The 15,202-nt window shown below is 44.8% G+C and carries 11 protein-coding genes, 5 tRNA genes and 1 rRNA gene; 13 read left to right on the top strand and 4 right to left on the bottom strand.

Features of this window, described 5'->3' with window-relative positions; translation table 11 throughout:
• The 7 genes from rrf to BUB68_RS04855 form a co-directional block, all read left to right on the top strand.
• A 5S ribosomal RNA gene (gene rrf / locus BUB68_RS04885) occupies positions 1 to 100 on the top strand; the annotation flags it as partial.
• A 5-nt stretch (positions 101 to 105) separates the two neighbouring features.
• Positions 106 to 181 (top strand) — tRNA-His (locus BUB68_RS04880).
• 13 nt (positions 182 to 194) lie between these two features.
• A tRNA-Trp gene (locus tag BUB68_RS04875) sits at positions 195 to 270 on the top strand.
• A 7-nt stretch (positions 271 to 277) separates the two neighbouring features.
• Positions 278 to 368, top strand: a tRNA-Ser gene (locus BUB68_RS04870).
• Positions 369 to 435: 67 nt separating this feature from the next.
• Entirely contained in the window at positions 436 to 3,969 is a 3,534-nt protein-coding gene (locus BUB68_RS04865; RefSeq protein WP_073088646.1) for a DEAD/DEAH box helicase, read from the top strand.
• A 193-nt stretch (positions 3,970 to 4,162) separates the two neighbouring features.
• A complete protein-coding gene (locus BUB68_RS04860) occupies positions 4,163 to 4,792 on the top strand; it encodes a hypothetical protein (RefSeq protein WP_143188085.1) in 630 nt (209 codons plus the stop codon).
• 40 nt (positions 4,793 to 4,832) lie between these two features.
• Entirely contained in the window at positions 4,833 to 5,339 is a 507-nt protein-coding gene (locus BUB68_RS04855) for a DUF3990 domain-containing protein (protein WP_443216117.1), read from the top strand.
• A gap of 685 nt (positions 5,340 to 6,024) precedes the next feature.
• Here BUB68_RS04855 and BUB68_RS04845 read toward each other — a convergent pair.
• The 3 genes from BUB68_RS04845 to BUB68_RS04835 all read right to left on the bottom strand — a co-directional run bounded on the left by BUB68_RS04845 (position 6,025) and on the right by BUB68_RS04835 (position 8,302).
• Complete coding sequence (locus BUB68_RS04845) at positions 6,025 to 6,780, bottom strand: C40 family peptidase (protein WP_073088643.1); 756 nt, start codon at positions 6,778 to 6,780, stop codon at positions 6,025 to 6,027.
• Positions 6,781 to 6,802: 22 nt separating this feature from the next.
• Positions 6,803 to 7,147 carry an ArsR/SmtB family transcription factor gene (locus BUB68_RS04840; protein ID WP_073088657.1) on the bottom strand — a complete coding sequence of 115 codons (345 nt, stop codon included), beginning with the start codon at positions 7,145 to 7,147 and terminating at the stop codon, positions 6,803 to 6,805.
• An 81-nt stretch (positions 7,148 to 7,228) separates the two neighbouring features.
• On the bottom strand, positions 7,229 to 8,302 hold the full coding sequence (locus tag BUB68_RS04835; protein ID WP_073088642.1) for a MupG family TIM beta-alpha barrel fold protein: 1,074 nt from the start codon (positions 8,300 to 8,302) through the stop codon (positions 7,229 to 7,231).
• A gap of 246 nt (positions 8,303 to 8,548) precedes the next feature.
• Here BUB68_RS04835 and BUB68_RS04830 point away from each other — a divergent pair, with 246 nt between their 5' ends.
• The 4 genes from BUB68_RS04830 to BUB68_RS04815 all read left to right on the top strand — a co-directional run bounded on the left by BUB68_RS04830 (position 8,549) and on the right by BUB68_RS04815 (position 11,291).
• On the top strand, positions 8,549 to 9,082 hold the full coding sequence (locus BUB68_RS04830) for a methyl-accepting chemotaxis protein (protein WP_014425648.1): 534 nt from the start codon (positions 8,549 to 8,551) through the stop codon (positions 9,080 to 9,082).
• Between the two features lie 119 nt (positions 9,083 to 9,201).
• A tRNA-Asp gene (locus tag BUB68_RS04825) sits at positions 9,202 to 9,278 on the top strand.
• A gap of 4 nt (positions 9,279 to 9,282) precedes the next feature.
• A tRNA-Phe gene (locus BUB68_RS04820) sits at positions 9,283 to 9,358 on the top strand.
• A 121-nt stretch (positions 9,359 to 9,479) separates the two neighbouring features.
• Positions 9,480 to 11,291 carry an EAL domain-containing protein gene (locus tag BUB68_RS04815; RefSeq protein WP_073088641.1) on the top strand — a complete coding sequence of 604 codons (1,812 nt, stop codon included), beginning with the start codon at positions 9,480 to 9,482 and terminating at the stop codon, positions 11,289 to 11,291.
• Positions 11,292 to 11,310: 19 nt separating this feature from the next.
• On the opposite strand, the gene BUB68_RS04810 is transcribed toward BUB68_RS04815, so the two are convergent.
• Entirely contained in the window at positions 11,311 to 11,748 is a 438-nt protein-coding gene (locus BUB68_RS04810; protein ID WP_073088640.1) for a hypothetical protein, read from the bottom strand.
• A 278-nt stretch (positions 11,749 to 12,026) separates the two neighbouring features.
• Here BUB68_RS04810 and brnQ point away from each other — a divergent pair, with 278 nt between their 5' ends.
• Positions 12,027 to 13,370, top strand: coding sequence for a branched-chain amino acid transport system II carrier protein (brnQ, locus tag BUB68_RS04805; protein ID WP_073088639.1), 1,344 nt, complete (start codon positions 12,027 to 12,029; stop codon positions 13,368 to 13,370).
• Positions 13,371 to 13,773: 403 nt separating this feature from the next.
• Positions 13,774 to 15,051 (top strand): M18 family aminopeptidase, encoded by a 1,278-nt coding sequence (locus tag BUB68_RS04800; protein WP_073088656.1) that lies wholly within the window; start codon positions 13,774 to 13,776, stop codon positions 15,049 to 15,051.
• Positions 15,052 to 15,202: the final 151 nt, after the last annotated feature.

Here is a 15,202-nt window from a genome sequence, read left to right as displayed (position 1 = left end):
AGTGGTTCCACCTGTTCCCATACCGAACACAGTAGTTAAGCACTCATACGCCGAAAGTACTTGTCTGGAGACGGACTGGGAGGATAGGGCGTTGCCAGTTTCATGGCGGCTTTGGTGAAGCGGTTAACACACTGGATTGTGGCTCCAGCATGCATGGGTTCGATCCCCATAAGTCGCCCCATTTTTTGATATATAGGGGTATAGCTCAATTGGTAGAGCAACGGTCTCCAAAACCGTAGGTTGTGAGTTCGATTCTTACTGCCCCTGCCATATACACGGAGTGGTACTCAAGAGGCTGAAGAGGACGGTTTGCTAAATCGTTAGGCTGGGTAACCGGTGCGGAGGTTCGAATCCTCTCCACTCCGCCACTTGTGAATTCAGGTCATTGCTTGTGCAATGACCTTTTTTGCTAATATAATTTAGGTGGGTTTGTTGATGATAAATAACGCTCAAAAAATCTTGTCATATTGGCTTCTATTGGAATTGTTGAAGCAAGATTCTCTTCCAAAGATGGGAAGGAAAATTAATAAAAATAGTGTGAAAGATATTGAGCTTTTACAGCCCACAGGTGATATCCTCTCACAAGTTATTGCAGCTCAAAAACAGCATAAGATGGATTTTTGCAGTAATATCACATTATATATTGGAAGTGTGATTAGAAATAAATGTGTAGAACGAATTGTTGATATATTGGGGAAAGATATTGATGCGCCTGATAAGAGAAGTAATAATGATATAATTGCATGGGCAAGTATGCAATTTACCGCCAATGGAAAATATATAGATAACTCGTTCTCTTTATCACCGTTATTATGGGCGATAGATTCGTTAGCTAATGATAGGTCATTAGCTTATGATAAATATATGAAGTGTGTTAGTGATTGGGAAATAACGATTCAACAAACTACTTTTTCGAGTACAACTACTAATACAGATAATGACGGTAATATCCAAACAATTGTAAGTTTTTTTCAAAATGAAATATATAGATTACAACAAAAACTATATGATAGATACTTGAAAGATGCATTTGCTAATAATGTGGGAGTGGAAGATTCTTGTATAATTTCCTATAAAATAGCTAATGCATCTCAATATGTCAGTGAAGATGATTATCATGGATTGAGTATGAACTTTTTTGCTGATGATATTGATATGCTCAAGAGAAGTTTAGATTCTAGTAGTGAATTTTGGAAAACAGAAATGGGAAAAGCCATTGTTTCATATATCAATTCACCTACATTCTTAGATGTTGTTGAACGTACAAATCTTGCTTTTAATAAAGCTAATTCTTTATCTAAAAATGAATTATATCATAAACTATTTCCTATTTTAAACGTCAATCATGCACCACAAGCAAAATGGCCATCTAAGTATATGCCAGCATTTATGCAGCAAGTTGCAGTTAATTTATTTACCGTAAATAATAATCAACAATCGATTTTTTCCGTAAATGGGCCGCCGGGGACTGGCAAGACCACAATGTTAAAAGAGATTGTAGTAAATAACGTTGTAGAGCGGGCTAAACTTCTGGCTGAATATCAAAATCCTGATAATGCTTTTGATGTAAGGAATTTCTCTCATGGGCAAATTGATGGGAAGAATGGATATAAAAAATATTATCAATACGTTCAAGGCGGATACTTTGTATTGAAGAATGATAAAATCAATGATTATGGGATTGTGGTGGCATCCTGCAATAATGCGGCAGTTGAAAATATTAGCAAGGAATTGCCTAGAGCGAAAGATATAATTAGTTCTTTTGATAATGATGAAGCCCAGAAACATATAAGAGATCTATTTGATGTCAGCAAATCTTTGTTATATGAAGACTTCGTGGTAAATGGAAAGGTGCAACGGGAGAAGGATATTTATTTCTCTAGATTTACCTCTGACTTGCTGGGGACGAAGGATTCGGCGTGGGGGCTGATTGCAGCGGCATTGGGGAAAAAGGAAAATGTAAGACAATTTGCGACGTGTGTACTTAATCCATTGAAGGATAGTTTTTTTTCTAGTAATAAACTAATCGAAAAACGGCAAGCATCTTATTTGCAGGCAAGAGAGAAATTTTTATCACAATGGGAAAAAGTGCAGAGCATGCAAAAACACCTGGAGGAAAACTGCAAGGCTGTTGCTGATTTTTATCATTTGTCCAAACTGGTTAAGGATTCTCAGGATAGTGTGGATAAACTACATCATAGTGCAGAGCAATGGAAAAGAGAGAATTATGCTGTTATTCGTAGCTGGGAGATTGCAAATACTAAGTTATCAAGAATCATGGATTTGCGAGAGGCTTATCAGTATGAAGGCCTAATTTTTAAGCATAGGTGTAAAAATGAACATAATGAACGTATTGATAAATTGATTGCAACTATTGAAAATGAGTCTGATGACAAAAGAGATATACTTTTATTAGAAGAATGGTGTGGCTATATTGAGAGTCGCAAGCAGGAAATTTTACAGTCAATATCGGCTTGGAATAATAAAAAGTATCATAGACTTAAAATATTATTTTGGTATATAGAGACGAATAGAGAATTTAATCACTTTATTGATGAATATGTAGAATATTTGGGGAAAGAGCTTGTCGAATTGGAAAAGCAGCGTAAGGAAGTGCTTAAATTACAAGAAAACATCGAACATGCGAAAGCAAAATTAAAAGACTGTGAAAATGAGTATATTAAACAGAAAAAAATGGTGGAAAGCATAAAAGCAGAGAAGATTTCTTGTTTTGATGATGATTATATGGATGCGCTATTGTCTGATGACACAAAGATCAGCACAAAAGCGCAAGTAGGTAATCCTTGGTTTACCGATGCATATAATCGCGCGCGTGAAGAGCTTTTCTGGCTGGCCATGCAGGTACATAAAGAATTTTTGCTATCATCAAAATGCTGCCGTGATAATCTGATAAATTTGATGCTGATATGGGATGTGTTCAATGGAAATAATAATCGTATTATCTATCATATCGCTGACCGCAAGTGTGCTGTGCCTGCATTATTACAAACTTTGAGCCTGCTGGTGCCTGTCATTTCCACAACGTTTGCTGCTGTTGGCCGATTCTTGTGTGATGTTGAAGTGCCAGGTACTTTTGGTACATTGATTGTGGACGAGGCAGGACAGGCTGAACCGCAGATGGCATTAGGCGCTTTGTACCGTGCGCGTAAGGCGATTATCGTCGGAGATCCCAAGCAAGTAGAGCCAGTGGTAACAGATGAGTTGGATTTGTTGAAATCTACATATACGGAAAATATATACAATGGATACATTGATAAAGGCATTTCTGTGCAACAATTTGCTGACAATATCAATAAATGGGGAATTTATCTAACTGATGAAGATGGAAACGAAAAGCGAGAATGGTTAGGGTGTCCGCTATTAGTACATCGCCGGTGTATCAATCCGATGTATGAAATTTCCAATCAAATATCCTATGGTGGGATAATGAAGAAACAAACGGCAGAGCCAAGTGAGGATAAAATGGCTGGCTTTTTGTATTCCAAGTCCTGTTGGTTTGATATTGCAGGAAGTGAAAAAGGCAATAAAGACCATTTTGTGCAAAGACAGGGTGAACATATTGTTGAAATGATGCGACAAGCCTTTCAAAAGTCGCAAAATCCCAATATCTATATCATAAGCCCATTTAACTCTGTAGTTAACGGAGTTAAACTGTTGTTAAAAAACAGATTATCAACGGTGAAAAATATCAGTGAGTGGTGCGATAACAATATTGGCACGGTTCATAAATTTCAAGGTAAGGAGGCTGATGAAGTCATATTTGTACTAGGGTGTGATAGTTCTCCACAAGCAGATGGAGCAGTTAATTGGGTGAATAGTAATATTGTTAATGTTGCTGTTACAAGGGCAAAGTATCGGTTGTATGTGGTGGGAGATAGGAAAGTCTGGAAGAAATCTTATTGGGTAAGGAAAATGATGAATATAATGGAGAAGAAGGGAGTGGAATGATATGAATGAGACCTATAAAAAACAAGTTGCGAATTTTATTCGTAAAAATAATTTGCAAACACTCAGCAGAGTGGATGATTTTAAGAGTAAATATTTTAGCGGTTGGGAGTGAAGTGCACCATTTATTCAACAACCATCTGTATTAAAAGAGTTTGTTGAAATTATTGGACTTATTGGTGCAAGAATTAAGGAAGTGAATGTCGTTGATGATAGTATATATGATTTGGGGAGAATAAGAACATCATCATTGTATCCTGATATATGTGTAATAGGGGTGGATCCATCAGGTGGATTTAAGTACGAAGAATGGGATTATGAGGAAATAATGGCATGGCTAAATGAATTGAAAGAAACAGATTTATATTTTAGAGATGTTCTCAAACCTGTTATAGTGATGACAGATAGAGGCGTATTTGAAATAGATTTTCATGAATCTAGCTCAGTTAGAATATCCAAGGATTGTATTCCTGAACGCTATTATAATAATTCTGGTAATAGATTTAATCGTTCTTTTGATTTGCGAAAAATATTAGCATTATTAAATGGCGATATTATCAATAATATTTCGGTAGAAGAACAAAATTTTTCTGATGCTGATTTTCAATTCACAGGAATTTGCAATATTGTTTTAGACAGTAAATTTTCATCCTATATAAAAACATTTACATTGCATTTAGATAGCGGGAGAAAAATAGTTTTTTTCAGCGATTTTGACAATGGTGGTTTTTATGTTCTTGATAAGGATGACAGCCTGATAAAGATACTTACTAAGGATTTGAATAAATATCTAAAAGTACCTATTGGAACGAAGATAAAAGAGTAATCAAATGTTTGACCAATTCTTGTAGATTGAATGAAGAACTTTGAAGTGCTATAATGATATAGAGGAGAATGAAGCGATGAAGCTATATCATGGTACAGATTTGTTCAGTGCGGAACAGATTCTGCAAAATGGCATTGATATTTCAGCAGGGCGCAAAGGTTTGGACTTTGGTACAGGGTTCTATGTTACGCCTAGATTGACACAAGCGATAATCTGGGCCAAGGGAACGCTTGCTCCTTGTGTATTGAGTATGGAATTAGACGAAGACGGGTTGATAATCAAGGGATTTGATAAGCCAAACAAGGAGTGGGCTGAGTTCGTGGTAAGAAATCGGCTTAGGCTGCCTGTCTGCGTGGACTATGATTGTGTATATGGACCAATGGCTGACTATGGAGTGTCACGGATGTATGCCAAATATATGGCTAATAAATTGACTGTTGAGCAGGCAATAGAAAAAGTTCGGCAGGATACCAATGGTTGGCAGTGGGTTGTGCTTACAGAAAGAGCAGTAAAAAATGTCCATGACATTAGAAAGGTGGAGATTTGATATGCTGTTTGCGGGACTTAGACTAGAAGTGCGCAGATTCTTTGGGACAATAATGCTGATGCTGGGCGATAGGGGATATTCCCGGGCTGATCGCAAGCAAATGATTCGCAGCAGCGGTCTGATAGAAAAATGTCGGGACTATGACAGTGCTACCTATGTTTTGCATTATAATGTCGAAGATTGGTGTGATTACATGGTTAATGGCAATAAATGGCCGCGCACCCCAGAGGAACGCCAACGATATTCCTGCTGGCATTAAACGGACGTTGGTTGAACTATTGTTATCTAATGCGGCGTAAATTTACATAAGTAATTGAAGCAGGACAACTGCTAATTTTCGTAGTATAATAGACTTAACGTAAACAATACGGAAGAAAGGAGAAGCCCTGCTACGATAGACACTGGACGAATCGAAAACCAAGGCCCACGGGCAACCAGTTCTTAGCGGGTTGAGGTTGCGTGTATCAACCTGCGGTGATTTAAAGACCTCACCGTTGTAAAGATAACAAGCATTCGCATACACAAATACCGTGGGGCACACGGGAATTCACGCTTGGGGAAATCGTGTAAGACGCTTGGACTTAGGTCTGGGCGCAGTGGTTGTCGAACCAAGAATCCCCTAGATTCATCTATGGGGAGTGTCAAATGTGGATATGAAAAAGACTGGCCAAATGACCAGTCTTTGTTATTTCACGATATGTTTCCCGCCCAGGAATCTTGGTGCCCAGTAATCATCGGACAGGGCATCTACCCTTACTCCCTTGCTGGAGCTGGCATGGATGAATTCTCCATCACCGAGGTATATACCGCAATGGGAGGCACCGGGTTCGTAGGTGGTGAAGAAGACGAGATCCCCGGGGACGAGCTGTTTGCTGCTGCTGGTGCGCAGGCCCAGCTTGTACTGCTCGTCAGCGGTGCGGGGGATGTTGATGCCGTTCTGGGCAAATACGTACTGGAGATAGCCGGAGCAGTCAAAGGCTTTTGGCGTAGTGCCGCCGAAGCTGTAAGGCACGCCGATATAGGATCGCGCCGTGCGGAGAATATCGCCAACTTTGCTGCGGGCTAAGATGGGGGCGTTATTAGGCGCCATCGGCCCTTGAGGCGTGCGTGCTTTTGACTGAGGCTGGGACTTTTTGATATCGACTCCCCATTTGACTTTTTTGGCGTTTTTCAAAGCCCGCCAGGTGGCATTATTGACAACGCCGGTGATACGGATTTTGTTGTCCCGCTGGAATTCAGCTACGGCACGTTCGGTTTCCGTACCATATACTCCATCTACGGAGGTAATGCTATAGCCTACGGACTGCAATTTCTTTTGCAGGAGAAGTACATCATGACCGTGAGAGCCTTCCTGGAGTGTAGGGGACGCTAGTGCTAATTGACCTGTTAATATGAAAGACAGAGACAACAGAGCACTTTTATGGAGAATCCGGTTACTCATCGGCAGATCGTCCTTTCTTAGATTACCGTTCACTTACATGATCCAGTCCCATATGCATGAGAATCAATACGTGGTCATCATCAAGGGAATAAAATGCTTCCTTTCCAGCTTTGCGGAATTTTACCAGCCGTGCAGCCCGCAATACCCTAAGCTGATGAGAGATAGCAGATTGTCCCATCTGCAAAGATTCAGCTATATCACAGACGCAGAGTTCATCCTCTGCTGCCAGCAGGGACAACAGCTTTATCCGTGTCTTATCACCTAGTACCTTGAATAAATCAGCCAATTCCAGGCTGGTATCATCATCCAGTTTATGTAGGGTACAGTTTTTTATTTTTTCAGGGTGAATATGGTGGACCTCGCACATATCGCAGAGCTCACCCATAGGTTTATCTGACATAAAAGTTTTTCCTTCCTAAAATACTCATATCGTATATTATACCACAAATCATTCATGAAATAGGAAGGAAAATTTTCGTCCCGGGCTGATATATTCTATCAGGTTCAGCTCGGCTTCATCGATTTGAGCTGCTACATTTATACCCGCATCAGCACATTGAGGCTGGCGGCAGATCTGGATCTCTCCCATATAAGGACGGTTTTTCTCGTTGTCGATGGTTATGGCACCAAGAGGACGGATACTGGTGTTGTCCGGTGGAATGTTTCCCTGCAAAAGCTCATAGCCTTCTTTGGCTCTGACAACCATTTGAGCAGCATCCTGGCGGGCCGTGAAAACATGCTGGAGCAACTCACGTTCCTGCGGGACCTGGGTAAGCCATTTAGCCCGCAGGGTGACAGCCTGATCCGAAAGCTGGCTGACAAGCTGAAGTTCTTCCCGGACAGGCGGAATATCGCCCAGGAATACTTTGTCGACACCTAAAGCCACCAGGTGGCGGCAGGATAGGGATACTGTTTCTTGACGGTGATTTTCCAAGGTAGGGTGGCCTGCTCTGAAAAAACCATATTCTCTGTTGCCGTTTGCCACGAAAGCACCTACCTGGATGCCGACTTTATGCAGAAGCATATTTTTGCTCACTAAAAAGTCCTCGCTCAGGCCTGTTCCGGGGCGGGGATAGAAATTATGCAGAGCATCGATCTGGGCAAAATTGGCCTTGAGTTCCATTAAAGCGGCGAGTATTTTGGGGGTGATCGTAGAGGCATTCAGGACAGTGCGAACACCCTGCCGGTTTTGAGAGAAGGCAGCGATTTCTGCTGGGGAGAAGCCCTCTCCGAAGCGCAAGGATTTTATGCCCCACATGCGGAACCTGGTGGGACTGCAATCATCCAGTGCCAGCTGAGACATGGTTTTCCGGGTGAGATTGGCAACAATGTCCATGTTATTTTCACGGGCAGTCTTAAGGACTACGGACAGTTCGTCTTTGATGTCTCCAAGGTCACAATCGTAGTCTGGCAGGGTGATAAAGAGATGGTGCAGCTGGTTTTTAGCCGCTTGGACAATACTAGTGGCACTGAGGTCGGGAGGGATTCCTAACCCCAGATAGAGTGAGATACCATTTTCCATAACGTATTCCTTCCTTGTCATAGCTATGTGAACAGTGGTAGTTAACTTTTAGTATTAATTCTGTTTGTGCAGGGCTTTTTCCTTTTGCTGCTGCGAATAAAAATTTTTTGGATAAAAGAAGGTTTTTGGCGCTCGGTGTGGAATTAGAAAAGAGCAAGATATTATAGACGGCATAGATGATTTTTCCTTTTATCGTTAGGTGAAGATGTTTTGAGGGCAATTTTTAAGGATGGGGGAGGAATATAAATGGCAGAGGATGTAAAGAACAGGGAAGAGATCAATGCGCGGCTGTCTTCAGCAATTGAGGAAATCGCGTCCTCGACGCAAACGGTCTATGAGGCTGTGGAACAGGTAGCCAAGAGTGCCAGCGCTTTGGCGAAAGCAGGCCAGGAATCCGTGGAGCAGGCCAAGCTCTTGCAGGAAAAGAACGCCGATACCATCAAGGTCATTGATTTCATTACCAATATCGCTGGGCAGACCAATCTCTTAGGCCTCAATGCCGCTATCGAAGCTGCCCGTGCTGGTGAGCAGGGGCGTGGTTTTGCGGTTGTGGCAGAAGAAGTGCGCAAATTGGCAGAACAGTCCCGTGAAGCTACGGAACGTATCCAGTCCACGTTGAATGAGATGAACAAGGCCGTTGAGGGCATCTCTAAGACCATTGAAACGACCGGCTCTATCAGTGAGGAGCAGGCGGCCTCCACCGAAGAAATCACAGCTAATCTGTCCCGGGTGACGAAAGCAGCCGAGGATTTGAAGAAGTTTGTGGAAGCTTTGAATTGATATGGGAAAATAGCCTTTCGCTAGCGGAGGGTTATTTTTTTTACAGAAATTGATAAAAATCTATTGACAACTATTTATTTTATCCGTATAATTATGACTTGTGAGTGACACATTCACATGGCCCGGTAGTTTAGTTGGTTAGAATGCCGCCCTGTCACGGCGGAGGTCAGGGGTTCAAGTCCCCTTCGGGTCGCCATTTTGCCTTTGTAGCTCAGTTGGTAGAGCAGGGGACTGAAAATCCCCGTGTCAGTGGTTCGATTCCGCTCGAAGGCACCATTTTGTATTTATAGACCTTATGATGGCTGTATGGCTGTGATAAGGTCTTTTTTCGTTTTGTTTTATATGATATAATCTAAAAAGGAATTGAAATTTATGGAGTTATGAAGGGACGATACGGATGGTGCGTTGCAGTGTGGCGTCGTTGGCCAACGATATAATACGTGAATATTATGAATTCGGTGATACGAATGATATTTGCCACATCTTGACAGATGATGTCATCTTTTTTGGCCTGAATACTCAGCACTATGTGCAAGGCAAGGAGCAGGTGATAGCTTATTTGCACCAAAATGCTGACCGTCCTAAACCAATTCATATTCGCAAGCTGACCTGTGGGGAAGTGGAAACAGATCAGGGCATTACGGTACGGGCCAATATTGATTTTTGCAGCATCGGACGTAAGCATAGCATGCATCGCATCATGCTGATGTTTCGGAAGGTTGAGGATGAGTATAAGATCTGTGGCATAAATGTGCAGCGAGGCTATGCCAGCTTCTTTTACAATCTGCGCTATGATCGGCTGACTAACCTGTATAATAAGAAGGCCTTTTGTCAGCGGGCGGCGGAGATCATCACGCAGCATCCGGAAAAAGAGTTCGAAATCATGCGTTTCAATATTGCCCGCTTCAAGGTGATCAATGATCTGTTCGGTGAGGAAACAGGGGATAAGCTCCTGAAGTATGTGGCGGAGTTCCTGACCAGTATCCAATTGGAGCCTTGTGTTTACGGGCGGCTTTACGCGGATAATTTCCTGCTGTGTTACCCTACCGCAGGAAAACTCCGGGAGCACTTGATCCATTCCCTGCAGATGCTAGCGGTGTCTTTTGCGTTGGATTACCGTATCGACTTTTATTTCGGTGTTTATACGGTGAAAGAGCGGGATTTGTCCGTGACAACTATGTTGGACCGCGCGGCTATGGGACTGTTCAAGGCTTCTCGCAATGGGTTGATCGTCTGCGGCGAATACGAAGATGATATGCGGGAGACGATGGTCAATGAGCAGGTTATCGTCAACAATATGAATGGCAGTTTGGAACGGGAAGAGTTCATTGTTTATCTGCAGCCCAAATATGACCTGAATACAGAGAAAATCATGGGGGCGGAAGCTCTGGTGCGTTGGGTACATCCCCAACTGGGCTTTATTTCTCCCGCTAAGTTTGTACCGATCTTCGAACAGAATGGTTTTATCTACCAGTTGGATAAATATGTTTGGGAGAAAACATGCCAGCTGTTGCGGGAGGATATTGATGCCGGCCGGCCGGTGTTGCCTGTATCCATCAACGTATCCCGTGTGGACTTTTACAGCCCGAATCTGGTACAGATTTTTGAGGAATTAACCGAAAAATACAATCTGAATCCCCGTTTTTTAGAACTGGAACTGACGGAAAGTGCTTATGTGGAGAATCCACAGCAGATCATTGAGATAACCAGAGCTTTGCAGGAAAAAGGCTTTGTGATCCTTATGGATGATTTTGGCAGTGGTTATTCTTCGCTGAATATGTTAAAGGATCTGCCGGTTGACATCTTGAAGATTGACTTGAAATTCTTGGCAAATTCTCAGGGCGTGGAAAATGGCCGCGCAGACAGTATCTTGAATTCTGTTGTGCGCATGGCAAAGCGTCTGGCCGTGCCGGTGATTGCAGAAGGTGTGGAAAACCAGGAACAGGTGGATTTCTTGCGTACAATTGGTTGTGAGTATGCACAGGGATATTTTTATTCGGAGCCTGTTCCGTTGGATGACTACCGGGAATTGCTTAGAAACGATTTTATGTCCTCCAGGTCGCTGGGTGCGTATCCGGAAAATGCTGGTGTAGTTCTTACTCTTTCCAAACAGTTGCGTCAGTTGATGGAGGAATTGCGGGAAATTGCCCCCGAAAAAATAGCTGAAATTGAGAACCGGTTAAAAAGAGAAGCCGCTGCTCCTTGGTGAGCGCGGCTTTTTTTATGATTTAGTTCTTGATGATGGTCATATCGGCGTGGTCGGCCTCGGCGCGCTGAATCATGATTTTCAGTCGTTCGATGTTCTTCTTGTGCCGTTCGATGGCAAAGCCGATACGGATGTGTTCTTCTTCGGTGAATTCCGGGTTTTCGTAGGATTTCTTGATGCGTTCCAGACGTTCTTCTACATCCCGCAGCTCGTCCTGCATGGGTTTTACATGCTGCAGGGCAAAGCCGTAGACTGCGCGTATCTGGTCCTCGACATACTTGGCATAGCCTGGCTCACCGGAGGATTTTTCCAGCCGCAGGGCCATATGGTAGATGATGTCGAAAGGGCTTTCGCCGCTGTGGATCATGTTGACGATTTCCATCTTGGCCTGCTGTTCCACGCCATGAGGCTGGGTAATCAGCGGGTCAAGTTCTTTCTTTTCGGTCTGCTCGTCTGACATAAAGGAACTCCTTTCTGAACTATATATTTTCGTGGACATTTATGTCCACAGTATAACATAAAAGTATGAGAAATAAAAGTTTACAAGTTTACGCCTAAAATACAAAAATGTCCTTGCAAGGTCTTTTGTCTTTGTGCTATAATACGTTTATCGCAAAAGTCGGGTAACACCCGGGTTCATGTTCGTGCAAGGTGGAACATGGACTTTCTTTATGTCTATGCGTGTACACCATGTACGCACATTCGGCATGAATAATAAGAAAAGAGAGTGAAAGAGTTATGAAAAGTATGAGCAAAGGCGAAGTGCTGACTGTCGGTCTGATGATGTTTTCCATCTTCTTTGGTGCCGGCAATCTGATTTTTCCGCCTGCCCTGGGGCAGGCGGCAGGCTCCCAGAGCATTATTGCCATGCTGGGATTTTTGGTTACAGGTGTTGGCCTGCCGCTGTTGGGGATTACGGCCATTGCCATGCAGGGCGGTAAATATGTGGAGTTTATGAACCGCAAAACCTATCCGTGGCTGGCCACGGCACTGCTGGTCATCCTCTATCTGACCATCGGGCCGGTGTTCGCCGTACCCCGTACCGGTGCGGTTTCCTTTGAGATTGGCATTCGTCCGTTCCTGTCGGCAGATGACCTGACCATGGGCCAGTTCATCTACACGCTGTTCTTCTTCGGCGCCACCTATTATCTGGCCATGACGCCGAACAAGCTCATTGACCGTGTTGGCAAGATGTTGACGCCGGCGCTGCTGGTGTTCCTGGTCATCCTCTTTGCCAAGTCCTTCATCACCCCGCTGGGGGAGGTGCTGGACGCTACGGGCGCCTATATCACGGCACCGTTCTCCCAGGGCTTCCAGGACGGCTATCAGACCATGGATCTTTTGGCATCCCTGTCCATCGGTACCATCGTGGTCAATGCCATCCGCATGCGGGGCACGACAGATAACAAGACTGTCAGCAAGATCTGCATTGCTTCCGGTGTCATCACGGTAGTCCTGATGACGATGGTTTATGGTTCTCTTGCCTATATCGGTGCAACCAGCGCCGGCGTGCTGGGCCATGTAGAAAACGGCGGCCAGCTGCTGGCCGGTGCCGTATCCATCTTCTTCGGCCCTGCTGGCAACCTGCTGGTAGCTATCATCATCGCTTTGGCCTGCCTGACCACTTCCTGTGGCATGATTTCTGGCATGGCCTGGTACTTCAACAAGCTGACCAATGGCCGCATTTCCTATGCCCGCCTCGTGCAGGTCAGCACCCTGTTCAGCTTCGTGGCCTCCAATGTTGGCCTGACGCAGATCATCTCCCTGTCCGTGCCGTTCCTTGTAGCCATCTATCCGCTGGTTATCGTGTTCGTGGTACTGTCCCTGTTTGATGGCATCATCGCTTGGCGTTACAGCGTTTACCGCATGGCAATCAATGTGACGCTGGTCTTTGCCGTGCTGGACGGCCTCGCCGCTGCCGGCATCAAGTTCCCGGCGTTGACCGCTGTGCTGAGCCAGTATGTGCCGTTCTATGATATCGGCATGGGCTGGTTCGTACCGGCTCTGCTGGCCGCCGCTCTTGGCTGGTTGATTGCCGAAGTGCGGGGCGCCAAGGAAAATGAAGCGCTGACTGCTGAATAAGAAATTTAGGAAAAATTCCTTAATAGCCCGAAACGTCCGTTGACAAAATGTCGACGGACGTTTTTTGTAAATTGCAGTTTGTTGGTGCGTTCGTGCCAAAGGCAACCCGTTCATACGCGTCAGGGGTTCACGGGGGAGTGCTTTTTCTGTTTCCGCTAAACGACCCTCCCTGTAATTTTAGAGCCGTTTAGCTGGATTGCGCCGGGCAGCTGGAAGATGCGTACTTCTGCTGGCGGGTCATTTAGTGGAGCGGCGAAAAAGTATTCCCACCGCCGCCCCACTGAGCTGTAACAAATTTTATTCAGGCTCGCATTGATAAACTGCAATTTGTTCGCAGTTGCTTTTTTTATGTGTTCTGATTTGTTAAAATGAAGGTATATTCTTGAAGAAAGCTGTGATGGATATGAATAAAGACGTACAGGACTTATTGGATTTTATCAAGGCGGCGCCCACGCCTTATCATACGGTGCAGGCGGCGGCAGAGAAGTTGGCCGGGGCCGGTTTTGCGGAGTTGTCGTTGACGGAGAAATGGCAGCTGCAGTCTGGCGGGCGGTATTTTGTCAAGGTCTTTGATTCCACCTTGCTGGCTTTTGTCGTAGGACAGGAAACTGGGCCCTTGCGTCTGGCGGCAGCCCATACGGATTTTCCCTGTTTTCGGCTGAAGCCCCAGGCGGGCATGGTCAAAGAGGGCTATGGCGTCCTCAATGTGGAGAAATACGGCGGCATGATGCTGCGTACTTGGCTGGACAGGCCTTTGGCCCTGGCGGGAAAAGTGGCCCTGCGCGGGGCAGATCCCTTTCAGCCGGAAGTGCGGCTGGTGGATTTCAACCGGCCCTTGTTGACCATTCCGAGCCTTGCCATTCATATGGATCGGGAGGTCAATGAAAACGGCAAGCTCAATGCCCAGAAGGATATGCTGCCTTTGGCTTCCATGGGCGGCGAAGAGCTGAAGGCAGAATTTTTCCTGGAATGGCTGGCCGGGGAAATGGGCGTTGAATCGTCAACAATTCTTTCTTATGAACTTTCGGTCTATCCTTATGAGGAAGGCTCTGTCTGCGGCTTGCAGGAAGAATTCGTTTCCTCGCCGCGTTTGGACAATCTGACTTCCGTAGTGGCCTGCCTGGAAGGCATCATGACAGCGGAGAGCTCTTGTGCCGGCCTGCGCATGGCGGCACTTTTCGATAACGAGGAAGTGGGCAGTCGTACCAAGCAGGGGGCCGGCTCGCTGGTGCTCCTGCAGGCCATCGAACGGATTTATCTGGCTTTGGGCAAGGCGAGGGAAGATATGCTGGCTGATATTGCCGGTGGCTTTATGCTCTCGGTGGATGTGGCCCATGCCTTGCATCCGAACTTTGCGGATAAATGCGATCCCTCCCATAAGCCCGTGATGGGCGGCGGCGTGGTGCTCAAACAGGCCGCCAGCCAGTCCTATGCCGGCGATACGGAAGCCGTGGCTATCGTGCGCGGGCTCTGCGAAGCCCATGATATAAAATGGCAGCATTTTGTCAACCGCAGCGACAGCCGTGGCGGTTCGACCTTAGGTTCCATTGCGTCTGCCCTCGTTCCTATGCGCACCATGGATATCGGCGTGCCCATGCTGGCCATGCACTCGGCAAGGGAAGTCATGCATGGGGAAGACCAGCGATCCCTCAATGATTTGCTTAAGACATTTATGGGCTGAATATAAATTTATCGCTAAAAAACCATGTAAATATTTATAAAAATATTTACATGGTTTTTTGTATATGTTAAGATAAAAATGGACATATGACCTTTATTTTTTGACATTTATAGGCAAATAATAAAAAAACGTACGAAAAACTATTGACTTG

Origin of the sequence: Pseudoselenomonas ruminantium (genome assembly GCF_900142515.1) — a bacterium.
Taxonomy (GTDB): Bacteria; Bacillota; Negativicutes; order Selenomonadales; family Selenomonadaceae; genus Selenomonas_A; species Selenomonas_A ruminantium_D.
This window is presented reverse-complemented; position numbering and strand designations above follow the sequence as displayed.